The following is a 21,556-nucleotide window of genomic DNA, read 5'->3' on the forward strand; positions in this document are numbered from 1 at the left end:
GGCGGCGCACACCGGCCGGCCGCGCGCTCCGGCACAGGGATCCCCAGACACGCAAGAGAGATCCCCGATGGTCAGCCCCCTCCAGATCCGCCGCCTGATCGCCGCGGCCTTCGCCCTCGGCCTCGTCCTGGCGCCGGTCGTCAACCCGCTGCTGCCTTGAGGGTGAATCAGTCCTGAAAGGCACAGTGCGGCAGAGATCGCCGTCAGGCCGGCCGAGAATGCTGCATCGGACAGCAGCAGGCGCTAGGATCCGGGGCGCGAATGCCCATACGGAAGCGCCCACATGCCCTCCGACACTGCGGTTATACTGCTCCTCGTCGCCTCCCTCCTGATGGCGACCGCGAGCGCCGTGATCGCCTGGCGGACGCTGCGGCACCTGCGGCGGGCCGCCCGCAAGGCGACACAGAGCATGTGGTCGCTGCACGCCGGCACGAACGCCGCGCCGGATGCCCGCGGCAGGCTGTTCTACCTCCGGCTGGCCGATCCGAAGCGGAACCGGTTCCGGATCGGCAGCCTCACGGTGCGCCAGCCCGCGGGCGCCGGCGCCTCGGCGGTGGAGTTCCGGCCCCTCGATGCGTCGGGCCGGGGCGGCTACCGGCACCTCAGCTTCAAGCGCGTGCTCTCGCTCAACCACGAGATCACCGACCGCAAGATCTACGAGCCCGGCGTCGGCGGCACCGACCATCCCGGCGAGGGGCGCGTGTACTTCTTCGTCACGCCGCGCCCGGGCGGCTTCTGGCGCCGCCGGCTCCCCGACCGGCTGGTGGTGGAGATCCGCGTCGAGGAGGTGGCGCCCGACCGCGACGTCCACCGCCTGAGGCTCACGAGCGATCCCGTCGCCTGGGCGGACGCGCCGGACGCGGCGGGCTGAGGCGCCGAACCTCCCTCACCGCCCGGACCGTGTTCCGGCTGCACTGGCCCGCCCGGCCCGGCCATGCCACCACGCGCCGATGATCCGCCTCCTGACGCATGTGCTGGTCGAGTACGGTCCCGACCGCGAGGCGCGGATCGACGCCGCGGTGGCGGCGATCCTCGACGCCATCCCGGAGGCGAGGCTCGATGTGGCGCCGGGCCTCCTCGACGACGACCTGCTGATCGAGGTGCGGATCCCGCTGAGCCGGCTGCACGACTGGCCGGAGGTCGCGCGCCGGGTCCAGGCGCACCGGCCGGCCGGGCCGTAGCGGCGCGCCTCAGGCCAGGTAGGCCGGCTCCTCGCGGGCCAGGATGCGCTGGGCGCTCTCCAGGTGCAGCCGCGCGCTCTCGGCCCGCCCGGCCGCCTCCTGCGCCGCCACGCGCCGGCAGATCTCCTCCGGCACGATCTTCAGGGGGCGGCCCGTGGCGAGGGCCAGCACCTGCGCCTGGGCGGCGCGCTCAAGATAGTAGAGGTCGTCCCAGGCCTCCGCGATGGTCTCGGCCAGCACCATCACGCCGTGGTTCTTCATGAACACGATGTCGGCCTCGCCCGCGCTCGCGGCGATCCGGTCGCCCTCGCGCGCGTCGAGGGCGAGCCCGTTATAGGCCTCGTCGACCGCGATGCGGCCGTGGAAGCGCAGGGCCGTCTGGCCGGCGAACAGGAGCGGCGGTCCCTCCAGCATGGCGAGCGCCGTGGCGTAGGGCATGTGGGTGTGGAAGGCGACCCGGGCGCGGGGCTTGGCCCGGTGCAGGCGGGCGTGGATGTGGAAGGCGGTGGCCTCCGGGCTTCCCTCCCCCTCGACCACGTTGCCGTCGAGGTCGCACAGGAGCAGGCTCGACGCGGTGACCTCCGCGAAGGCGAGGCCGTAGGGGTTCACGAGAAACAGGTCGGGGCGGTCCGGCAGCACCGCGGAGAAGTGGTTGCAGATCCCCTCGTGCATCCCGTGGCGGGCGGCCATGCGGAAGCAGGCGGCGAGATCCACCCGCATCCGCCGCACGAGCCCTGGATCGAGCGGCAGGTTGCTGCGGGCCGGCGGCGCGGCCGGGGCGGAGACGGGATGGGCCATGAGCGGGGTATCCTCCTGGGGGCGGTGCCGGCCGGGATCGTTGACGGGCCGGCGCCTGCGTGCATCCTGCGCATGCAAGGGCGCCGCCCGCCACTCTCCGGATGCCGGCGCGCGGCGCGCCCGGCCCGCACGGTTGAGTCCCATGCCGCTGGCCCCCGCTCCGCCCGGAACCGGCAGGGCACGCCCCGCGGAGCCACGCTCCGCCGCGGAGCCCCGCTCCGCCGCGGAGCCACGCTCCGCCGCGGAGCCACGCGCCGCCGCCGAGGCGCCGCTGGCCGACACGGTCTATCTCAGGATCAAGCGCGCGGTCATCCGGGGCGACCTGCCCCCGGGCTCGCAGATCACCGAGCAGCAGATCGCCGCGGAACTGGAGGTCAGCCGCACCCCGGTCCACGAGGCGGTGGTGCGCCTGGAGAACGAGGGCTGGCTGCGGCTGCAGCCGAAGCGCGGCCTCGTCATCGCCACCCTGACCGCGCCGGAGATGCGCGACGTCTACGAGGTGCTGATGGGCCTGGAGGGGATGGCGGTGGAGCGCCTCGCCGCGCGGCCCGCGGGCGATCCGGGCGAGGCGGCGATCCGGGCGGCGGCCGAGGCCGCCGAAGCGGCCCTGGCGCGGGGCGACCTCGCCGGCTGGGCGGAAGGGGACGACCGCTTCCACGCGCTCCTCGTGGAGAGCTGCGGCAACCCGATCCTGGCGGGCCTCGCCCGGACCGTGATGGAGCGCTCGCACCGCGCCCGGCTCCTGACCCTGCGCCTGCGGCCGCCGCCGGATTCCTCCAACCGCGACCACCGGGAGATCCTGGCGGCGATCACCCGCCGCGACCCGCCCGCCGCCAAGGCCGCCCTGGAGGCGCACCGCCGCCGCGGCATGGCGGTGCTGCTGCCGATCCTCGACACCCTGGCGGGCCGCCCGCGCCTCGGCCCGGGGTTGCGGGACGATGCGTGCTAGCGTTGCATGCATCCAGCGAGGGCGTTACGGTTCCGACCCCATCCGGGAGGAAGCGATGACAAAGGACAGCTACGCGATCGCGCTCCTGCCCGGCGACGGGATCGGACCGGAGGTGACGCAGGCCGCCGCCGCCATCCTGGCCGATGCCGCGGCGCGCCACGGGCTCGCGCTCGCCTTCACGCCCTACGAGGCCGGTGCGGGCACCTACCGGCAGACCGGCGAGGCGATCTCCGCCGAGACCGTGCGGGCGGTCGGCGAGGCCGACGCCATCCTGCTCGGCGCGATGGGCCTGCCGGCGGTGCGCTACCCGGACGGCACCGAGATCGCGCCCCAGATCGACCTGCGCGAGCAGTTCGGCCTGTTTGCCAGCCTGCGCCCCTGCCGCCTCTTTCCCGGCGTGCCGAGCCGCGTGAGGGCCGAGCGCGTCGACATGCTGATCGTGCGCGAACTCACCGAGGGCCTGTTCGCCGGTCGCCACGACCCGGCGGAGCCGAGCGACGAGCGCGCGAGCGACCGCCTCACCATCACGCGCGCGACCAGCGAGAAGCTCTTCGACCTCGCCTTCGCGCAGGCGCGGCTGCGGCGCCGGCAGGGCGCACCCGGCCGCGTCACCCTCCTCGACAAGGCCAACGTGCTGCGCAGCAACGCCTTCCTGCGCCGCCTGTTCGACGAGGCGGCCGCGCGCCATCCCGACATCGCCAGCGAGCGCCTCTACATCGACGCGGGCGCGATGATGCTGGTGACCGACCCCGAGCGCTTCGACGTCGTCGTCACCGAGAACATGTTCGGCGACATCGCCTCGGAGATCGCCGCCGGGGTGGTGGGCGGGCTGGGCGTCGCGCCCTCCGGCGACGTGAGCGAGAGCCGCGGCCTGTTCCAGCCGAGCCACGGCACCGCCCCCGACATCGCGGGCCGCGGCATCGCCAACCCGGTGGCGGCGATCCTGTCGGCGGCGATGCTGCTCGACTGGCTCGGCCAGCAGCACGGCGATGAGCGCTGCGACGCGGCGGCGGCGGCGATCCGCGCGGCGACCGGGGCGGTGCTCGCCGCCGGTCCCCGGACCCGCGACCTCGGCGGCACGGCCGGCACCGAGGAGGTCACCCGGGCGATCCGGGCCGCGCTGGCGGCGCCGGCGCTGGCGGCGTGAGGAAGGAGAAGCGGGATGGCGAAGGTCGCGATCGTCGGCTGTGGTGCGATGGGCTCGGTCTATGCCGCGCTGATGGCCTCGGCCGGCCACGCGGTGCATGCGGTCACGCTCTGGCCGGACCACGCGGCGGCGATGCGCGAGCACGGCCTGCGGGTGGAGGGCGCGAGCGGGGACCGCACGGTGCGGCTCGCCAGCGCCGGCACGACGCCCGAGGGGATCGGGATCTGCGATCTCGTCATCATCGCCACCAAGGCGTTCGACGTGGAGGCGGCGGCGCGGGCGAGCCGGCCGCTGATCGGGCCGCAGACCGTGGTCCAGACCATCCAGAACGGCCTCGGCTCGCCCGAGGTCGCCGCCACCGTGCTGGATCCGGACGCGATCGCGGTCGGGGTGGTGGGCGGCTTCGGCGCCTCGATGCGCGGCCCCGGCCACGCCCACCACAACGGCCTGGAGATGATCCGCTTCGGCGCCCATGCGGGCCTGCCGGCGGAGCGCCTGCGGGCCGCGGCGGCGATCTGGGAATCCGCCGGCTTCACGGTCAGCCTCTTCGACGACGTGCGGCGCATGGTCTGGGAGAAGCTGATCATGAACGTGACCTTCTCGGGCACGAGCTGCCTCACCGGGCTCACGATCGGCGGCGTGATGGCCGATCCCGACGCCTGGAGCGTGGCGCTCGGCTGCGCCCGGGAGGCGATCGCGGTGGCCGAGGCGACCGGAGTGCGGATGGAGGTCGGCGACCCGGTCGCGCATATCCGGCGGCTCGGCGGCAAGATCCCGGAGGCGCGGCCCTCGATGCTGCTCGACCACTTGGCCGGCCGCCGCGGCGAGGTCGAGGCCATCAACGGGTCGATTCCGCGCCTCGGCCGGACCTGTGGCGTGCCGACCCCCGTCAACGAGACCGTGGTCGCGCTCATCCGGGCGCGCGAGGCCGGCTACCCCGCCTGAGCCCCCTCCTCCCGCTCCGGTCCCGCTTGCGGCGAGGCCGGTTCCGGCGGCAGAGTGGGCCGGCGGGACACGGTCGAGAGGAGAGACCGGCATGCGAGCCATCGTCGCGACCCTGATGACCGGCGCCGCCGTCCTGGCGGCGGCCCCGGTCCTCGCCCAGGCGGACCGGACCGGGACCGGCGGCGGCCCGGATTCCACCATCACGGCGCCCCACACGCGCTCCAGCGGGCAGACGGTGCCCTCCGGCCGCGCCGACCGCGAGATGGAGCGGCGCATCGACGAGCGCACCGGGATGGAGAAGCGCGACGATGCGATCGACAAGAGCATCTGCCGCGGCTGCTAGAGCAGGATCCGGCGAAGGGGCCGGTTCGGCGCGGACGACGCGGCACCATCGGCCGCGGGGCGCAGGGCAGATCTGCCGGGCAGGTTTGCTCTTGCAACCTCGCCGCCGCCGGACCAGGGACCGCAGCGGGGCATGTGGCCCGGGATCGGACAAGGCTGCTGACGTGACACGGAACGGATTGCTCGGCGCGCTCATCCTCTGCGCCGCCGCCACCCTCGCGGTGTGGCTGCTCGTGATGCCGGACGAGCCGGCGCGGGCGCTGCAGGACGGGGCGGGCGCGGCCGCCCTCGCCACCCTGCTGGTCGGGGTGGCGATCCGGCGCGGCGCCGAATGATCCGGGCGGGGAGCGGCCTCAGCTGCTGAGGCTGCTGCTGCGCGGGCGCCGCAGCGCCGTGCTCTCCGGACCGGCCGCGCCGCGCAGGGCCGCCTCGATGGCGCGCGCCAGCCCGTCCTGGTCGAACGGCTTGTTCAGGCGCGGCACGGCCGGGCCCTCCTCGGCGGGGATCTCCGCGTAGCCGGAGGCCAGGATCGCCCGCAGCTCCGGCCGCGCGGCGGCGATGGCGCGCAGGAGCTGCGTGCCCGTCATCGCCGGCATGGCCTGGTCCGTGATGACGAGGTCGAGGGCGCCGGCCCGGCCGAGGAGGGCGAGGGCCTCCTGGCCCGAGCGCGCCTCGATCACCCGGTGGCCGAGATCCTCCAGCATCGCGGCGGTGTTCTCCAGCACCAGCGGGTCGTCGTCCACCACCAGCACCGTCAGCCGGCGGGGCACCGTCTGCGGCACGATTGCGGCCGCGCCCGGCCGCGGCTCTCCGGTCTCGGCCGTGGCGACCGGCAGCCAGATCTCCGCCTGCGTGCCCGCGCCCGGGCGGCTGCGGAGCATCAGGCGGCCGTGCGACTGCTCGGCGAGGCCGTGCACCATCGAGAGACCGAGGCCCGTGCCCTTGCCGACGCCCTTGGTGGTGAAGAACGGCTCCTGCGCCCGCGCCAGGGTCTCGGCGTCCATGCCGAGGCCGGTATCGGCGACCGACAGGCAGACGTAGCGGCCCTCCGGCAGGTCGGCCGGCGCCCCGCCCTCCCGGGCCGCGATGGTGATGGTGCCCCCCTCCGGCATCGCGTCGCGGGCGTTGACCGCGAGGTTGAGGAGGGCGAGTTCGAGCTGGTTGGCATCCACCTGCGCGGCCGGCAGCCCGGCCGGGAAGCGCGTCTCGATCCGCACCGTCGGCCCGATCGAGCGCTGCAGCAGGTCCGACATCCCGCTCACCAGCCCGGACAGGTCCACGGCCTCGGGCTTGAGGTCCTGGCGCCGGGCGAAGGCCAGCATGCGCTGGGTCAGCGCGGCGCCGCGCTGCGCGCCCTGGACCGCGTTGTCGAGGAGACGCAGCAGGCGGGGATCGTCGGGGAGCCGCTTGCGCAGCAGCTCCAGGCTGCCGAGCACGGCCATCAGCAGGTTGTTGAAGTCGTGCGCGACCCCGCCGGTGAGCTGGCCGATCGCCTCCATCTTCTGGGCCTGGAACAGGGCCGTGCGGGCCTGCTCCAGGGCCTCCTGGGCCTGCTTGCGCTCGGTGATGTCGCGCGTGACCTTGGCGTAGCCGACGAGCCGGCCCTCGCGGTCCCGCACCGGGTCGATCACCACGCTGGCCCAGAACCGGCTCCCGTCCTTGCGAACGCGCCAGCCCTCGTGCTCGAAGGTGTTCTGCTGGGCGGCCGTGCGCAGCGCCCGTTCCGGCAGGCCCGCCGCACGGTCCTCGGGCGTGTAGAAGTGCGAGAGATGCGTGCCCAGCACCTCCTGCTCGCTGTAGCCCTTGATGCGCTCGGCGCCCGCATTCCAGTTCGCCACCCGCCCGTCCACGTCGAGCATGAAGATGGCGTAGTCGGTCACGCTCTGCAGGAGGAGCCGGAAACGGTCCTCGCTCGCGCGCAGGGCCATCGCCTCGCGCTCCGCCCGGTCGGCGACGTGCCGGTCGAACAGGGCGGCGATCAGCGCCAGCACGAGGATCAGGAAGGTGGTGCCCGCCACCCAGAGCGCGAGGTGGACCTGCTGGACCTTCCCGACGCCCCCGGCGCCCTCCACCGGCGCGGCGGTGGTGAACACCGCCCCCTGCATCGCCGCGTAGTGCATCCCGGCGATGGCCAAGCCCATCACGAGCGCCGCGCCGAGGCGCCGGGCGAAGCCGACGGTCCGGGACGCGAGCCGGAGCGCGATCGTCGCCGCCCCGATGGCGATCGCGAGCGAGACGGCGACCCAGGCCGGCTCGTGCGAGAGATCGAGCGGCAGGCGCAGGGCGGCCATGCCGGTGTAGTGCATCGCCGCGATGCCGCATCCCATCACCACCCCGCCCGCGCCCAGCGCGAGGCGGCCGGGATCCTTCCGGGCGGCGATCAGGAAGCCGAGGGCCGTCACGGCCACCGGCAGCGCCAGCGAGACCAGCGTCAGCGCGAGGTCGTAGCGCACGCTCACCCCCGGCAGGCTGAAGGCCAGCATGCCGACGAAGTGCATCGCCCAGATCCCGCCCCCCATCGCCAGCGCCGCGGTGGCGAGCCACGCGACGCGGGGCCAGCCGGAGGCGGCGCGCATGCGCGCGGCGAGGTCGAGAGCCGTGTAGGCGGCACTCGCCGCGATCAGGACCGAGAGGGCGACGAGGAACGTGTCGTGCGTGCCGGGATGGTACATCCGTGTGTCGAGGCCGGTCCGCTTCCGTCTGCAGGCGGGAGTACGCCCCGGCAGTACCACAGTCCCGGCGAGCGGCGAGAGTGAAATGCATGCGGCCGCGGCCGGCGGAGCGCAGCGGCCGGCCCGGCAGCGTGCGGGCGCCGGTCCGGCCGCTCGGCCGTGCCGACGCACCCGGGGGAATGAGCGGCGGCACGACTCTCGCTCGCTCCGGCCGGAGCGAAACAGGGCGCGGCGGCGATCACGGCGCTTCCGCAGGGAGGGGTGATCTGCCCGAGTGCCTTAACCACGTCAATGGCATCAATTGACTAGTGCTTGAGGCGCAGCGACGGAACAAACCGGCCGCAACGGGATTTTCGAACCCATCGTCAACCGCGTTCCGGATATTACGGCAGTGACCCTCGACGCCGACAGGTCAGAACTCCGGCAGATCGTCGCCGGCCTCGCCGAGGGCGTCATCCTGGTCGAGCCCGACCGGCGCCTCGCCTGGGCGAACCGGGCGGCGCTCGCCATGCACGGCACGTCGAGCCTCGCCGACCTCGGCGAGACGGTTGCGGATTACCGCGGCCGCTTTTCCCTGCGCTACCGCAACAACCGTGCGCCCGAGGCCTATCCGCTCGAACGGGTCGCGGCGGGGGAAGCCTTCGCGGACGTGATCGTCGACGTGACGCGCACCGACCAGCCCGACGTCGCCTTCGTGCATGCCCTGCGCAGCCTGATCGTCACCGACGCGGCCGGCCGGCCGACCTGCCACGCCCTGATCCTTCAGAACGTGACGGCGCAGTTCGAGGCCGAGGAGCGCTTCGAGCGCACCTTCAACGCCAATCCGGCCCCGGCGGTGATCTGCCGCCTCTCGGACCTGCGTCACGTCAAGGTCAATGCGGGCTTCCTGGAGATGACTGGCCACACCCGCGACGCCGTGATCGGGCGCAGCGTCTACGAGATCGACGTGCTGGCGGGCGCGCGCAACCGCGACCTCGCGATCACCCGGCTGCACGAGGGGGGCACCATCCCGCAGATGGAGGCCTGCCTGAACCTGCCGGACGGCGGCACCCGCTTCGTCATCGTGGCCGGCCAGCCGATCGAGATGGGCGAGGAGCCCTGCATGCTCTTCACCTTCGCGGATCTCGAACTGCGCCGGAAGGCCGAGACGGCCCTGCGCCAGAGCGAGGAGCGCTTCGCCAAGGCCTTCCGGCTCACCCCGGTCCCGACCCTGCTCGCGCGGGCCGAGGACTTCGTCGTCACGGGCATCAACGAAGCCTTCACCCGGGTGTTCGGCTACGGGGAGGACCGGGTCGTGGGGCGCAGCCCCGGCGAGATCGGGCTCTGGGTCAAGGAGGAGTCCCGCCAGGCCTTCGAGGCCGCGCTCGGCCGCACCGGCTACGTGCTCGGCCTGGAGGTCTGCCTGCGCCACGAGGACGGGGCGGAGCGCGACAGCATCGTCTCGGCCGAGCGCGTCGTCATCAACGACGAGGACTTCATCCTGGCCGTGCTGCAGGACATCACCGAGCGCAAGCGCTCGGAGCGCGAGCTGTTCGCCGCGATCGAGACCGTGATGGCCGACACCTCGTGGTTCAGCCGCGGCCTGATCGACAAGCTCGCCAACCTGCGCCACCCGGGACGGAACGGCGCGGGCGACGTCGCCCTCAGCCTGACGCTGCGCGAGCGCCAGATCCTCAGCCTGATCTGCGCCGGCCTGAGCGACCAAGCCATCGCCCAGCGGCTCGGCCTGTCGCGCAACACCGTGCGCAACCACACGGCCGCCCTCTACCGCAAGCTCGGCATCCACAAGCGCACCGAGGTGATGCTGTGGGGGCGCGACAAGGGTTTCCTCTCCCCGCCGCCTGGTGCGAAAAATTCAGCGGATTAGTCCTTATGTACTATTGAAGGCCTAGTCGGCGGTCACATCTGACAGCAAGCAGGCCGCGACTTCCGCAATGGAAACCGGCCGGAGCCGGGCGCCGAACAAGTAAAGGGCCGCATTCGCGTGAGGCGCAGAGCGCGATGACGCTGCGGCCCGGGCGATACTGCTTCGCTTCGTCTGGATGACGAGGCCGGCGGCGACCGGATCGGATGACCACACAGGAGAGATCGACATGATTGATACGGATCGCATCACGGGTGCCGCGCGGGAGCTTGGCGGCAAGGTGCAGGGCGGCATCGGCGACTTCGTCGGCTCCGACCGGGATTCCCTGGAAGGCCGCATGCGCGAGGCGCAGGGGCGCGGCGAGGCGCTCTACGGCCAGGCCAAGGACGCGGTGCGTCACGCGACCGGCGAGGTCGCGGACCTCGCCGAGAACGTCTACGCCCAGGCGGGCGACTCCGTGCGCCAGGGCCGCAACGCCGTGAGCCGCCAGGTCGAGGAGGCGCCCCTCGCCTCGCTGCTGATCGCCGGGCTGGTCGGATACGGGCTCGCCGTCCTCATCCACGGCCGCCGCTGAGAGCGCCGGTTCTCCCTCTCCAGACTCGGAGTCGACGCGTGAATTCCCTTCCCGCCAATCCGCCCGCGCTGGCCGCCGCGGCCGACATGCGCGCCGTCCTGCGGCACCAAGTGTCGTGGGGCGCGATCCTCGCCGGCGCCGTCATGGCGCTGGTGACGCAACTCGTCCTCAACATCGTCGGGGTCGGGGTCGGCCTCGCCAGCATCGGCACCGATGGGGCCGGCAACCCGGGCGCCGCGACCCTGTCGCTCGGGGCCGGACTCTGGTGGGTGGTCTCGGGGATCCTGGCCTCGCTGACGGGCGGCGCGCTCGCCGGCCGCCTCTCGGGCAAGCCGGACGGCAGCACCTCGGGCTTCCACGGCCTCGTCTCCTGGGCGGTGACGACGCTGGTGGTGGTCTACCTGCTGACAGCGACGGCGGGCGGCATCCTCGGCGGGGCGTTCAACGCCGTGACGGGTGCCGTCGGCGGCGCCGGTTCGGCGTTGGGCGGCGGCCTTCAGACCGCCGCCCAGACGGCGGCGCCCGCGCTCGGCCGCGTCGCGAACCCCCTGGACGGCATCGAGCAGCGCGTGCGCGAAGCGGCGAGCGGCCAGGACCCGGCCGCCCTGCGCGACGCGGCGGCGGCGGCGATGCGGGCCTACCTGACCGGCGACCCGGCGCAGCGCCAGCAGGCCGAGACCCGCGCGGCCGAGGCTCTCGCCAAGGCGCAGAACATCCCGGCGGATCAGGCCCGCCAGCAGATCCAGGACTACCAGCGCCAGTACGAGCAGGCGCTGGCCAGCGCCAAGCAGAAGGCGGAGGCCGCTGCCGCCACGGCGAAGTCGGCCGCCACCCAGGGCGCCTTCTACGCGGCCCTCGCGCTGGTTCTCGGGGCGCTCGCGGCCTTCCTGGGCGGCCGGCTCGGCGCCGTCGCCCCGCAGGGTCCCGCCCTGCACCGCGCCTGATGCCGGCGGGCCGCGCGCCCCGCGGCCCGCTCCCCTCTTGCCATCCGAAAGGACAGACTCATGAACCGCGACCAAGTCCACGGCGGCGCCCGCCACCTCAAGGGCCGTGCGCAGACCACCCTCGGCGCCCTCACGGGCGACGCCGCCCGTCAGATCCGGGGCGGCGTCAACCAAGTGGCCGGCGGTGCGCAATACGCCTACGGCCGCGCCCGCGACAGGGCCGAGGACCTCGCCGAGGAGGGCGCGATCCTGGCCCGGGAGGCCCGCCGCCACGGCGCGTCCTACGGCCGCGATGCGGCGCGCTACGCCGAGACGCACCCGACCACGACCCTGCTCGGCGTGGCCGCCGCGGCCTTCGCGGCCGGCTGGCTCCTGCGCCCCTCGCGCTGACGCGGACGGCCCGTCGCGCGCGGCTCCGGGACGAGGTGAGGCCCGCTGCGGGCGGGCCGCCCTGCGCGCGGCCTTGATCCGGGCGCGACGATCCGCGAGGGTCGGCGGCCCGGCGCCCATCCCGGGCTGACGGCAACACGGCGGGACAGCCCTCATGCGCAGCCTCATCGCGGTTCTCGCCTGCCTCATCGCGGCCGGTGCGCAGGCGGAGGGCTTCGCCCAGCGCGACCTGCGGACGGTCGCCGGCGAGGCGACCGCAAGTCTTGAGGCAAGTCTCGGCGGGCGCATCGCGTCGAGGGCCGAACCCGGGCGTCTCACCCTCACCTGTCCCGATTGCGCTGGCGGGCCGATGATCGACCTGCTGATCGGCCGGCAGACCGACGGCACCGAGGAGCGCGTGCGCTCCGGCCGGACGTCGATGGCCCAGCTGGAGGCCCTCTGTCAGGCCCGCAGCCCGGATTGCCGCCTGTCCGGACTGCCGGTGGCCCCGGCGGTCGGCTGGATCACCACCTACGCCATCGGCAAGACCGCCGGGTCGACCGCCATCATCCTGCGCGACGGGGACATGCTGACCATCCGCTCACTCGCGAGCGATGGCGCGATCGCGCGGCGCAACGCCGAGACGCTGGCCCGCTCGGTGGCGCCGCGGATCGTCGGCCGGTGAGTGGGCGCCCGACCGCGAGGCTGCACGGTTTTGTGCCTTGACGAAGCGCCCCCCGGCATCGTTTAAGTCGCGCCGAACGCCCCCGGATCGCCAGGAATCGGCCGAGAATCGCAAGAGTTCGAGGGCGTTGGCCGGTGTAGCACAGCGGTAGTGCAGCGGTTTTGTAAACCGAAGGTCGGGGGTTCGATCCCCTCCGCCGGCACCAGCGCCATCACGGGCTTGGGCGACGATGGGGCCACCGCACGGCGGCGTCCTGTCCAAACCCGACCCAGCCCATCACCCCGATCAGGACGGCCGCGCTCAGGCCGTGAAGCGCGATCTGCCACCATGCGGCCGTGCCGGCCGCCAGCACCAGGGCGATGTCGCCGAACGGAATGACGGTGCTCGCGCCGAGCACGAGGCAGACCGCGCGGCGCGTCGCGGCCCAGGCAAGGCCCGCGAGGTAGAGGGCGAGGGCGGCGTCCCGCAGGCCGATGGCGCGCAGGTAGGCGTCCCCGAGGCCGCCGGGCGCCGGGATGCCGAAGATCGCGGCCCCAAGGGCGGGCGCCGTGATGAAGAGGCCGCCCAGGCCCGCGAACACCGCGGCGAGGCCCAGGACGGCCCAGAGGCTCGGCGCCGTGGCGGGGAGGTGGTGGTCGCTGACGGGCACGGGTGCTCCCCGGGGCTGCGTGACGCCGGCCGTGATCTCTCCTCAGGGCCCGCCTCTCCGGCGACAGAGCCCCCCTGAGGCACCCCATCCGGGCGGTGCGCCGCCCCAAGCCGGCCGAATTCCGGCATCGGTGGGAGCGGGTGCGCCGACGGGACGCCGCCGCGCGCACGGGATCGCACCGGGCCGCCGACGCCGTGACCCTACCAGCCCGCGCACGGGAAGGGCCACCGCACCCGGGTCTTCATCTCGCCGTGCGGATCCGGCTTCGCGCCCCTCATGCCCACCATCATGGTGATGCTGATCGCCTCGGCGGCGGAGGGCGGGGCGGGCTTGCGGATCTGGATCCAGGCCTCCGGCAGCGTCGCGGCGCACCAGTCGAGGAAGGTCTCCGCCGTGTCGCCCGCCGGCCAGTCGCAGCCTGCCAGGTAGCCCGCGAGGCCCGTCCGGTTCGTCACCTTGAGCGCCAGCCCCGGCCAGGTGCGGGGAGGCCCGAGACGCGCATCATCGCGCCGTTCGCAGATCACCAAGCGGATGCAAGCCATGCGGAAGAGGCTGAACCCGTCGGCGTTTCGATTTCGCTACCGTGCAGGCACCGGCTTGCGGCCCGGTGCGGTTCGCTCCTGCGGCCGCGCCGCTGAACGAGAGGCTGAGCAACTCTGCCGCGCATGCCCCGGTGCGGGCGATACCGCGCGGCGGATGGGTGAATCAGCGGGCGAACCGTTGTGGCGTCTGGGCGTTGGTCGCCACAACCTCGGAGACGACACCATGCGGTCCACGCTTCTCGCCCTCGCGGCCTCCGTCGCCCTCACGGGTGCCGCCCTCGCCCAGACCACCGCCCCGGGCAGCGCCGAGCAGAACATGAACAATCCCGGCAGCGTGAAGAGCAATGCCCAGAAGGGCATGCCGCAGCGCGACATGCCGGCCGCCACCGGCACGGTCACGGCCCCGCCCGCCGGCGCGACGGCGGATGCGCCGAGCACCAGCGGCCACAGCGGCGGCTCGAACACCAGCAGCGGCACGGTGCCGACCAGCCGCTGAGGCAGGGTCTCTCTCGGGAGAGATGGGAGGACCGGGCCGGCGCCCGGTCCTTTCCACGTACAGGCGCGGGGTCTACGCCATCCCGAGGGCCTGCATGTAGAGTTCGAGGATCGCCTCCTCTTCCTGGCGCTCCTCGTGGTCCTTCTTGCGCAGGGAGATGATCTTGCGCAGGACCTTGGTGTCGAAGCCGTTGGCCTTGGCCTCGGCGTAGACATCCTTGATGTCGCCCGCGAGGCCGGCCTTCTCCTCCTCCAGGCGTTCGATGCGCTCGATGATGCTCTTGAGCTGGTCGGCGGCAACCGACGAGTTGTCGACGGCGAGCGCGGGGGATGCAGCCATGATCCTCGAATCCCTCTTGTGACCTCTTGGCAGCCCTCTCGGGCGGGCCGACGCGCCTTCGCAGGGGCGTCCTTCCCGGCGTTGATAGTCTCTCAACCTTACCGAGACCTTGCCGGGCCCTGCGACCCTGCCGCCCGCCTCGGGGTGACGCCGCGCCCAACCCGCTCCGGGCTGCTGCCCGGACAACCCGCCCGGAGGACCGGATGACCGAGGACGACCGCAGGTTCATGGCGCGCGCCATCGCGCTGTCCGAGACGACGGCGCTGGTGGAGAGGGCGGGCGGCCCCTTCGGCTGCGTCATCGTGCAGGACGGCCGGATCCTGGCCGAGGGCGCGAACCGCGTGGCGGCGGAGAACGACCCGACGTGGCACGCCGAGATGGAGGCGATCCGCAACGCCTGCCGGGCCGCCGGGAAACCGAAGCTGGACGAGGCGACGCTCTACACCAGCGCCGAGCCCTGCGCGATGTGCCTCGCCGCCGCCTGCTGGGCCGGCATCGCCCGCATCGTCTATGCCTCGACCAACGCGGACGCGGCCGCGGCCGGGTTCGACGCCGCCTGGGTGGCCGAGGCCCTGTGCCGGCCGGCCTCCGCGCACCGCATCCCCGCGCGCCAGCTCATGCGGGCGGAGGCGGTGGAGGTCTGGAACGCCTACCGCGCGGCATCCGGCTGAGGTCGCCCGGCGTCAGTGCGACTCGGCCCGGGCCGCGAAGGCGGCCGCCTGTTCCGGGCTCGCCTCGCGCTGGTGCTGCGCCTTCCAGGTCTCATAGGGCATGCCGTAGACGTGCTCGCGGCTCTCGTCCTTGCTGAGCGGCAGGCCGCGCGCATCGGCCGCCTCCTTGAGCCAGTTCGACAGGCAGTTGCGGCAGAAGCCCGCGAGGTTCATCAGGTCGATGTTCTGCACGTCGGTGCGCCCCTGCAGGTGCGCCACCAGCCGCCGGAAGACGGCGGCTTCGAGTTCGGTGCGGGTGGTGTCGTCGATGCGGTCCATGAGACGGGTCCTCGGCAAGAAGGGTCCTCGGCAAGAAGGGTCCTGGGCAAGACGGATCCTCGGCAAGCCTGCTGAGCGGCAACGGAGAGCGGATGGCCGCCCGGCTCACCGCAACCCGGCGCCCGCCCGGCCGCGCCGCGCGTCGTACCAGAGCCAGCCGCCGAAGGCGAAGATCAAGAGCGGTCCCCCGATCCGTGCGTCGATCTCGAACCACGTCGTTCCCCGAGCCCTCCGAGCACGGCTCTCGCGACGAGATGTAGGCCCACGCCCGGGATGACCCAACCCGGTGCGGCAAGAGCGAAGAATCGGATCTGATCCGCGCTCAGATTGCTCAAGCCGTACAGGAAGGCGAAGAACGGTGCGACGAGCCCGGTTCCGGTGATCACGACGGCCACGGTGTCGAGGAAGGTTGCGGAGAGTTTCGTGCGCTCGATCCCGACCACGCTCGGCTCGGGGCGTTCGGGAGGCGGATCGCTGGTCACGGGAGGTCCTGCAGGGCCATCAGCGGCGCCAGCAGCCCCGCGAAGCGGGCCGCCCACGCCTCCGCGCCGGCCTCGTCGGCGATCAGGTCCTGGCGGATCTCGACGAGCGCGTTCGGCAGGCCCCGCGCGGTGGCGTGGCGGTCGAGCGTGTCGCCGGCCAAGCCGCCGAGATAGGGCTCGTTGTCGCCCACCGTGAACCCGGCCGGGTCGTCCCGCAGGCCGTCGATGAGCGGGGCGGCGAGGCGCCCGTCGCGCGGGTCCCACAGGATGCCGACCTGCCACGGCCGCGGCACCCCGCGCCAGGCCGGGGTGAAGCTGTGGATCGCCACGATCGCGGGCGGGCGGCCCGTGGCCGCCGCCTCCGCCAGCGCCGCCTCGATCGCGCGGTCGTAGGGGTCGTAGAAGCGCCGGATCCGCTCGGCGATGCCCGCCGCGTCGATGCGGGCGTTGCCCGGCACGATCGTGCCGTCGGAGAGCCGCATCACCAGCGTCGGGTCGTCGCGGCCGCGGTTCGGGTCGATCACCAGCCGCGAGAAGGTGGTCAGCAGGGCCGGCGCCCCGAGCCGCCGGCTGAGCGAGCGCGTCACCGCCGCCGCGCCGATGTCGTAGGCGATGTGGCGCGCGAAATGCGGCGGATCGAGCCCGAGCGTGCCGAGATCCTCCGGCACGGCGTTCGAGGCGTGATCGCACAGGAGCAGCAGCCCGCAGGCCGGATCGCCCGGGATCCGCTCGACGGGCTGGCACGGGGCGGAATCGGGCATGGGCGACCGGGGCGAGAGGGGAGACCGCGTCCCTTACCCCGAATGGGCGAGCGGCATCCACCGGGCCGCGTCCCGGCGGACGGGTGACGCCGGGCGCGCCATGCCCTAGTGCTTCGCCGGGACGCTCCTGTCCCGTGCCGAGAGGATCGCTGCGCCGCCATGTCCCGACCCTCCCTGCCCGACCTGGCCGCCCCCGGCTCGCGGGCGGCTCCCCAGGGAGCCGGACCCGCCGCGGCGGAGGGGATGGGCCTCGCCTTCGCGGCCCTGTTTCTCGGCGCCGTGGCGATGGGCGTCTCGCCCGTGCTCGTGCGCGTGGTGAGCCCGGAGGTCGGCCCCTTCGCCAGCGCCTTCTGGCGCGTCGTCCTGGCGCTGCCGGCCCTCTACGCCTGGATGCGGATCGAGGAGGCGGCCCGGCCGCATCTGGTGCGCGCCGCCTTCGCGCCCGCCGCCCTCCTGGCGGGCCTCGCCTTCGCGGGGGACCTCGTCTTCTGGCACCGGGCCATCCTCGGCACCACGGTCGCCAACGCCACCTTCTTCGCCACCACGGCGCCGGTCTTCGTGGTGCTGTTCGCCTGGGTCGGGCTCGGGCGGCGTCCCGCCGCGCGCACGCTCGCGGGCCTCGGCCTCTGCCTCGCGGGCGGGGCGGCGCTGATCGGCCAGTCGGTCCAGGTCGATCCGGCCCGGCTCGCGGGCGACCGCGACGGCGTCGTCACGGCGGTGTTCTTCGCCCTCTACTTCCTGGCCGTCGAGCGCGCCCGGGCGCGCGGCCTCGGAGCGGCCCGCGTCACCTTCGTGGCCTCCTGCGTCACCGCGCTGGCGCTGCTCGGCATCGTGCTCGCCGCCGAGACGCGGTCGGTCCTGCCGCAGACCGCCACCGGGCTCGCCGGCCTGGTGGCGCTGGCGCTGCTCAGCCACGCAGGCGGCCAGGGGCTGCTCTCGGTGGCGCTCGGGCGCCTGCCCGCCGCCTTCTCGTCGCTCGTGATCTTCCTCGAAGCGGTGGCGGCGGCCGCCCTCGGCTGGCTCGTGCTCGGCGAGGCGCTGAGCCTGCCCCAGGCGCTCGGCGGCGCCCTGATCTTCCTCGGCATCGCGGTCGCCCGCCCGCGCCGCCGCTGACCACACCCCCAGACGGACGACAAGCGAGGATCCGCCCGTGACCGCCACCCCCTCCCCGGCCGCCGACGAGCGCCGCGCGCTCCTGCTGCGCCTCCTCGACGCCGCCGTCACCGCCGCCCATCCGCGCGGCTGCCTCGTGCCCGAACTGCCGCCGCCGCCCGCCGGCCGGCTGGTGATCCTGGGCGCCGGCAAGGCGGGCGCCAGCATGGCGGCGGTGGCCGAGCGGCACTACCGCGAGGCGCACGGCCTGACCCCCGACCGCCTCCTTGGCCAAGCGGTGGTCCGGCACGGCTACGGCGAGCCCGCGGGCGCGATCGAGGTGGTGGAGGCCGGCCATCCGGTGCCGGACCAAGCCGGCATCGACGCCACGCGCCGCAGCCTCGACCTCGCGGCGGGGGCCGGGCCGGACGATCTCGTGCTGGTGCTCCTCTCGGGAGGCGGCTCGGCGAACTGGATCGCGCCCGCGGGCGCGCTCACGCTGGCCGAGAAGCAGGGGATCACCAAGGCGCTGCTCCGCTCGGGCGCGGCGATCGACGAGATCAACTGCGTGCGCAAGCACCTCTCGCGCATCAAGGGCGGGCGGCTCGCCCTCGCCGCCCGCAATGCCGGCCGGCTCCTGACGCTCGCGATCTCGGACGTGCCCCGCGACGACCCGGCGGTGATCGCCTCCGGGCCGACCGTGCCGGACCCCACGACCCTGTCGGATGCCCGCGCCATCTGCGCCAAGCGCGGCATTCCCCTGCCCCCGGCCGCGGAGGCGCTGCTGAACGACCCGGCCAACGAGAGCCCCAAGCCCGGCGACCCGCTGTTCGCCCATACCGCGTTCCGCATCATCGCCCGGCCTGTCGACGCCCTGAACGCGGCGGCCGCCGCGGCCGCGGCCGCCGGCTACGAGCCCGTGATGCTCGGCGCCGACCTCGAAGGCGAGGCGCGCGAGGTCGCCGCCGAACACGCCGCGATCGCCCGCCAGATGGCCGCCGAGGGCCGCAAGGTCGCACTGATCTCGGGGGGCGAACTCACGGTGACGATCCGCGGCGAGGGCCAGGGCGGGCCGAACCAGGAATACGCCCTGGCCCTCGCCGTCGCCCTCGACGGCGCGGCGGGCATCGCCGGCCTCTCGGCCGACACCGACGGCACCGATGGCGGGCGCGGCGAGGCCACCGACCCGGCCGGCGCACTGGTGGACGAGACCACGCTGGCGCGTGCCGCCGCGGCGGGGCTCGACCCGCGCGTGAGCCTGGCCGGGAACGATTCCACCCCCTTCTTCGAGCGGATCGGCGACCTCGTCCGGCCCGGCCCCACCCGCACCAACGTCAATGATTGCCGGATCATCCTGGTCGGCTGAGCGCCGGCGCGCCGCATTCCTCGGTCTCGCCCTCGCGGGCGGCGTGCTGGCGGCCTCGCCCGCGCGGGCGGACCTGCGCATGTGCAACATGACGGGGAGCCGCATCGGCGTCGCGCTGGGCTACCGCGACCCCGGCGGCTGGGTGACGGAGGGCTGGTGGAACCTCTCCGCCAAGGCCTGCGAGACCCTGCTCAAGGGCGCGCTCGCGGCGCGCTACTACTACGTCTTCGCGGTGGATTACGACCGCGGCGGCGAGTGGAGCGGGCGTTCGCTGATGTGCACCCGCGACCGCGAGTTCACCATCCGCGGCGTCGAGGATTGCCTCGCCCGCGGCTACGACCGCAACGGCTTCTTCGAGGTCGATACCGGCGAGCAGAAGAGCTGGACCATCCAGCTCACCGATCCGGGGCGGCCGACGCCGTGACGCCGGCCGCCCGCGCCTCCCGTGCCGGATTCCGGGGACGGGGCGCGCGGGTGCAGAGGTCTTTAGGCCAAACCGCGGGCTGCAGCCCCGTCCGTCCGTTGCAACCGGGCGCGAACGAAACTAGGCACGGAGCCCCGCCGCCGGAATCGCCCCCATGAAGCGCGCCCGCCGCACCAAGATCGTCGCCACCCTCGGGCCGGCCTCCGAGGATCCGGAGGTGATCGAGAAGCTGTTCGAGGCCGGGGCCGACGTCTTCCGCCTCAACATGAGCCACCTGCCGCGCGAGCGCCTGATCGAGCGCGTCGGCGTGATCCGGGCGATCGAGCAGCGGCTGCGCCGCCCGATCGCCATCCTGCTCGACCTGCAGGGGCCGAAGCTGCGGGTCGGCCGCTTCGCGCAGGACGCCGCGCTGCTGGAGAGCGGCCAGACCTTCGTGCTCGACGGCGACGCGGCGCCGGGCGACGCCACGCGGGTCCACCTGCCCCATCCGGAGATCCTCTCCTCCCTGGAGCCGGGCCACACGGTGCTGATCGACGACGGCAAGCTGCGCCTGTCAGTGACCGAGGCCTCGCCCGACCGCGTCGTCACCCGCGTCCTCGTCGGCGGGCGGATCTCGAACCGCAAGGGCGTGTCGCTGCCCGACACCACCATCCCGGTCGCCGCCATGACCGAAAAGGACCGCCTCGACCTCGAAGCGGGTCTCGCCGCCAACGTCGACTGGATCGCCGTCTCCTTCGTGCAGCGCCCGGAGGACGTGGCGGAGGTCAAGGCCATCGCTGGAGGCCGCGCCCTGGTGATGGCCAAGATCGAGAAGCCGCAGGCGCTCGCCCGGCTCGATGCCATCATGGAGGCGTCGGACGGGCTGATGGTCGCGCGCGGCGATCTCGGGGTCGAGATGCCGCTCGAACAGGTGCCCGGCGTGCAGAAGCGCATCACCCGCGGAGCGCGCCGTCTCGGCAGGCCCGTGGTGGTGGCGACCCAGATGCTCGAATCGATGATCACCGCGCCGGTCCCGACCCGGGCCGAGGTCTCGGACGTGGCGACCGCGGTCTACGAGGGGGCCGACGCCGTGATGCTCTCGGCCGAGAGCGCCTCCGGCGCCTTCCCGGTGGAGGCGGTCGCGACCATGAACCGGATCGCCGAGCAGGTGGAGCGCGACGCGATCTACTGGTCGATCATCGCCGCGCAGCGCTCCGCCCCCGAGGCCACCGCCTCGGACGCGATCGCGGCCTCCGCCCACCAGATCGTGGACACGCTCAACCTCGACGCGATCATGGCCTGGACCGCCTCGGGCTCCACGGCCTTGCGCCTCGCCCGCGCCCGCCCGAACGCCTCGGTGATTGCGCTGACGCCCAAGCGCGAGACGGCGCGGCGCCTCGCGCTGGCCTGGGGCACCCACCCGATCGTCACCAACGACGCCAGCGACATCGACGACATGTCGTTCCGCGCCTGCAAGTTCGCGGTGCGCGAGCGCTTCGCCCAGGTCGGCGACCGGGTGATCGTGGTGGCGGGCCTGCCCTTCGGCACGCCGGGCGCGACCAACCTGATCCGCATCGCCCAGGTGACCCGCGAGCACGCCGCCAAGGCGTGACGCACCCGCGCCGGCCCCGGGGCCGATCCGTGCCGCGCGCCTCCGGCCGTCAGTGCCGGCGGGCGCCGGAGCCCGTCACCGTCCCGGCCGGGCCGGTCTCCTCGCCGTCCGCACCCGCCTCGTCGGCGGTGTAGCCGGCAAGCCAGTCGGCGCTGTCCTGCGATCCGGCGCGGTAGGGATCATCCGTATGGGGCCTGCCGGCGGCTTTCGCGGCTCTGCCCTCTTCGAAGATGGTCTGGGACACCACGAAGTAAGCCATAGGATCATCCTCCGGCTGCTGGGCGTCGACGTGACGGCCCGAGCCTACGCCGGCGGCGACCGGAGCGCGAGGGGGCGGGACCCGGCCTCGCGGGGG

The 21,556-nt window shown here is 73.9% G+C and carries 27 protein-coding genes and 1 tRNA gene; 19 read left to right on the forward strand and 9 right to left on the reverse strand.

Features of this window, described 5'->3' with window-relative positions; genetic code table 11:
• Positions 1-283: 283 nt before the first annotated feature.
• Together MFF61_RS03550 and MFF61_RS03555 are read left to right on the forward strand one after the other, a co-directional pair.
• Positions 284-871: a hypothetical protein gene (locus MFF61_RS03550; protein ID WP_238233740.1), complete on the forward strand. Its 588-nt coding sequence runs from the start codon at positions 284-286 to the stop codon at positions 869-871.
• 79 nt (positions 872-950) lie between these two features.
• Positions 951-1,181: a hypothetical protein gene (locus MFF61_RS03555; protein ID WP_238233741.1), complete on the forward strand. Its 231-nt coding sequence runs from the start codon at positions 951-953 to the stop codon at positions 1,179-1,181.
• A 9-nt stretch (positions 1,182-1,190) separates the two neighbouring features.
• Here MFF61_RS03555 and MFF61_RS03560 read toward each other — a convergent pair whose 3' ends face one another.
• A complete protein-coding gene (locus tag MFF61_RS03560; protein ID WP_238233742.1) occupies positions 1,191-1,979 on the reverse strand; it encodes an aldolase in 789 nt (262 codons plus the stop codon).
• A gap of 142 nt (positions 1,980-2,121) precedes the next feature.
• Here MFF61_RS03560 and MFF61_RS03565 point away from each other — a divergent pair, with 142 nt between their 5' ends.
• The 5 genes from MFF61_RS03565 (at position 2,122) to MFF61_RS03585 (ending at position 5,697) form a co-directional block, all read left to right on the forward strand.
• Positions 2,122-2,928, forward strand: a complete 807-nt coding sequence (locus MFF61_RS03565; protein WP_238233743.1) for a GntR family transcriptional regulator — start codon at positions 2,122-2,124, stop codon at positions 2,926-2,928.
• Between the two features lie 55 nt (positions 2,929-2,983).
• Entirely contained in the window at positions 2,984-4,075 is a 1,092-nt protein-coding gene (locus MFF61_RS03570) for an isocitrate/isopropylmalate dehydrogenase family protein (protein ID WP_238233744.1), read from the forward strand.
• Between the two features lie 15 nt (positions 4,076-4,090).
• Positions 4,091-5,020, forward strand: a complete 930-nt coding sequence (locus MFF61_RS03575) for a ketopantoate reductase family protein (protein WP_238233745.1) — start codon at positions 4,091-4,093, stop codon at positions 5,018-5,020.
• Positions 5,021-5,111: 91 nt separating this feature from the next.
• Complete coding sequence (locus tag MFF61_RS03580; protein ID WP_238233746.1) at positions 5,112-5,363, forward strand: hypothetical protein; 252 nt, start codon at positions 5,112-5,114, stop codon at positions 5,361-5,363.
• 163 nt (positions 5,364-5,526) lie between these two features.
• Positions 5,527-5,697 (forward strand): hypothetical protein, encoded by a 171-nt coding sequence (locus MFF61_RS03585; protein WP_238233747.1) that lies wholly within the window; start codon positions 5,527-5,529, stop codon positions 5,695-5,697.
• Positions 5,698-5,715: 18 nt separating this feature from the next.
• Here MFF61_RS03585 and MFF61_RS03590 read toward each other — a convergent pair whose 3' ends face one another.
• Positions 5,716-8,034 carry an MHYT domain-containing protein gene (locus tag MFF61_RS03590; protein ID WP_238233748.1) on the reverse strand — a complete coding sequence of 773 codons (2,319 nt, stop codon included), beginning with the start codon at positions 8,032-8,034 and terminating at the stop codon, positions 5,716-5,718.
• 391 nt (positions 8,035-8,425) lie between these two features.
• On the opposite strand from MFF61_RS03590, the gene MFF61_RS03595 reads away from it, so the two are divergent.
• The 6 genes from MFF61_RS03595 (at position 8,426) to MFF61_RS03620 (ending at position 12,675) form a co-directional block, all read left to right on the forward strand.
• Positions 8,426-9,901 carry a PAS domain S-box protein gene (locus MFF61_RS03595; protein ID WP_238233749.1) on the forward strand — a complete coding sequence of 492 codons (1,476 nt, stop codon included), beginning with the start codon at positions 8,426-8,428 and terminating at the stop codon, positions 9,899-9,901.
• A 226-nt stretch (positions 9,902-10,127) separates the two neighbouring features.
• A complete protein-coding gene (locus MFF61_RS03600) occupies positions 10,128-10,472 on the forward strand; it encodes a CsbD family protein (RefSeq protein WP_238233750.1) in 345 nt (114 codons plus the stop codon).
• Between the two features lie 86 nt (positions 10,473-10,558).
• Positions 10,559-11,416, forward strand: coding sequence for a PhnA-like protein (locus tag MFF61_RS03605; RefSeq protein WP_238233834.1), 858 nt, complete (start codon positions 10,559-10,561; stop codon positions 11,414-11,416).
• A 60-nt stretch (positions 11,417-11,476) separates the two neighbouring features.
• The gene (locus MFF61_RS03610) at positions 11,477-11,806 is read left to right on the forward strand and encodes a CsbD family protein (protein ID WP_238233751.1); all 330 of its coding nucleotides are present in this window, start codon (positions 11,477-11,479) and stop codon (positions 11,804-11,806) included.
• A gap of 154 nt (positions 11,807-11,960) precedes the next feature.
• A complete protein-coding gene (locus tag MFF61_RS03615) occupies positions 11,961-12,470 on the forward strand; it encodes a hypothetical protein (RefSeq protein ID WP_238233752.1) in 510 nt (169 codons plus the stop codon).
• A 130-nt stretch (positions 12,471-12,600) separates the two neighbouring features.
• Positions 12,601-12,675, forward strand: a tRNA-Thr gene (locus MFF61_RS03620).
• A 6-nt stretch (positions 12,676-12,681) separates the two neighbouring features.
• Here the strand turns inward: MFF61_RS03620 and MFF61_RS03625 are convergent.
• Complete coding sequence (locus tag MFF61_RS03625; RefSeq protein ID WP_238233753.1) at positions 12,682-13,119, reverse strand: DUF4267 domain-containing protein; 438 nt, start codon at positions 13,117-13,119, stop codon at positions 12,682-12,684.
• A 200-nt stretch (positions 13,120-13,319) separates the two neighbouring features.
• Positions 13,320-13,661, reverse strand: a complete 342-nt coding sequence (locus MFF61_RS03630; protein WP_238233754.1) for a hypothetical protein — start codon at positions 13,659-13,661, stop codon at positions 13,320-13,322.
• Positions 13,662-13,884: 223 nt separating this feature from the next.
• On the opposite strand from MFF61_RS03630, the gene MFF61_RS03635 reads away from it, so the two are divergent.
• Positions 13,885-14,157: a hypothetical protein gene (locus MFF61_RS03635; RefSeq protein ID WP_238233755.1), complete on the forward strand. Its 273-nt coding sequence runs from the start codon at positions 13,885-13,887 to the stop codon at positions 14,155-14,157.
• A 72-nt stretch (positions 14,158-14,229) separates the two neighbouring features.
• Here MFF61_RS03635 and MFF61_RS03640 read toward each other — a convergent pair whose 3' ends face one another.
• Positions 14,230-14,496: a DUF2312 domain-containing protein gene (locus tag MFF61_RS03640; RefSeq protein ID WP_238233756.1), complete on the reverse strand. Its 267-nt coding sequence runs from the start codon at positions 14,494-14,496 to the stop codon at positions 14,230-14,232.
• Positions 14,497-14,699: 203 nt separating this feature from the next.
• Here MFF61_RS03640 and MFF61_RS03645 point away from each other — a divergent pair, with 203 nt between their 5' ends.
• Positions 14,700-15,167, forward strand: a complete 468-nt coding sequence (locus MFF61_RS03645; protein WP_238233757.1) for a nucleoside deaminase — start codon at positions 14,700-14,702, stop codon at positions 15,165-15,167.
• 12 nt (positions 15,168-15,179) lie between these two features.
• On the opposite strand, the gene MFF61_RS03650 is transcribed toward MFF61_RS03645, so the two are convergent.
• The 3 genes from MFF61_RS03650 to MFF61_RS03660 form a co-directional block, all read right to left on the reverse strand.
• On the reverse strand, positions 15,180-15,485 hold the full coding sequence (locus MFF61_RS03650) for a DUF1244 domain-containing protein (protein WP_238233758.1): 306 nt from the start codon (positions 15,483-15,485) through the stop codon (positions 15,180-15,182).
• Positions 15,486-15,658: 173 nt separating this feature from the next.
• On the reverse strand, positions 15,659-15,967 hold the full coding sequence (locus tag MFF61_RS03655) for a hypothetical protein (protein WP_238233759.1): 309 nt from the start codon (positions 15,965-15,967) through the stop codon (positions 15,659-15,661).
• The gene (locus tag MFF61_RS03660) at positions 15,964-16,728 is read right to left on the reverse strand and encodes an N-formylglutamate amidohydrolase (protein ID WP_238233760.1); all 765 of its coding nucleotides are present in this window, start codon (positions 16,726-16,728) and stop codon (positions 15,964-15,966) included. Before MFF61_RS03660 ends, MFF61_RS03655 begins: the two co-directional genes overlap by 4 nt.
• Before the next feature lie 159 nt (positions 16,729-16,887).
• Between MFF61_RS03660 and MFF61_RS03665 the strand changes: the two genes are divergently transcribed.
• The 4 genes from MFF61_RS03665 to pyk all read left to right on the forward strand — a co-directional run bounded on the left by MFF61_RS03665 (position 16,888) and on the right by pyk (position 21,201).
• Entirely contained in the window at positions 16,888-17,841 is a 954-nt protein-coding gene (locus MFF61_RS03665) for a DMT family transporter (RefSeq protein ID WP_238233761.1), read from the forward strand.
• Positions 17,842-17,878: 37 nt separating this feature from the next.
• A complete protein-coding gene (locus MFF61_RS03670) occupies positions 17,879-19,186 on the forward strand; it encodes a glycerate kinase type-2 family protein (RefSeq protein ID WP_238233762.1) in 1,308 nt (435 codons plus the stop codon).
• Positions 19,158-19,610 (forward strand): DUF1036 domain-containing protein, encoded by a 453-nt coding sequence (locus MFF61_RS03675; protein WP_238233763.1) that lies wholly within the window; start codon positions 19,158-19,160, stop codon positions 19,608-19,610. Before MFF61_RS03670 ends, MFF61_RS03675 begins: the two co-directional genes overlap by 29 nt.
• A gap of 154 nt (positions 19,611-19,764) precedes the next feature.
• A complete protein-coding gene (gene pyk, locus MFF61_RS03680) occupies positions 19,765-21,201 on the forward strand; it encodes a pyruvate kinase (protein ID WP_238233764.1) in 1,437 nt (478 codons plus the stop codon).
• Positions 21,202-21,250: 49 nt separating this feature from the next.
• Here pyk and MFF61_RS03685 read toward each other — a convergent pair whose 3' ends face one another.
• Positions 21,251-21,460 (reverse strand): hypothetical protein, encoded by a 210-nt coding sequence (locus tag MFF61_RS03685; RefSeq protein ID WP_238233765.1) that lies wholly within the window; start codon positions 21,458-21,460, stop codon positions 21,251-21,253.
• Positions 21,461-21,556: the final 96 nt, after the last annotated feature.

The sequence above is a fragment of the Methylobacterium isbiliense genome (assembly GCF_022179325.1).
GTDB classification, from domain to species: Bacteria; Pseudomonadota; Alphaproteobacteria; order Rhizobiales; family Beijerinckiaceae; genus Methylobacterium; species Methylobacterium isbiliense.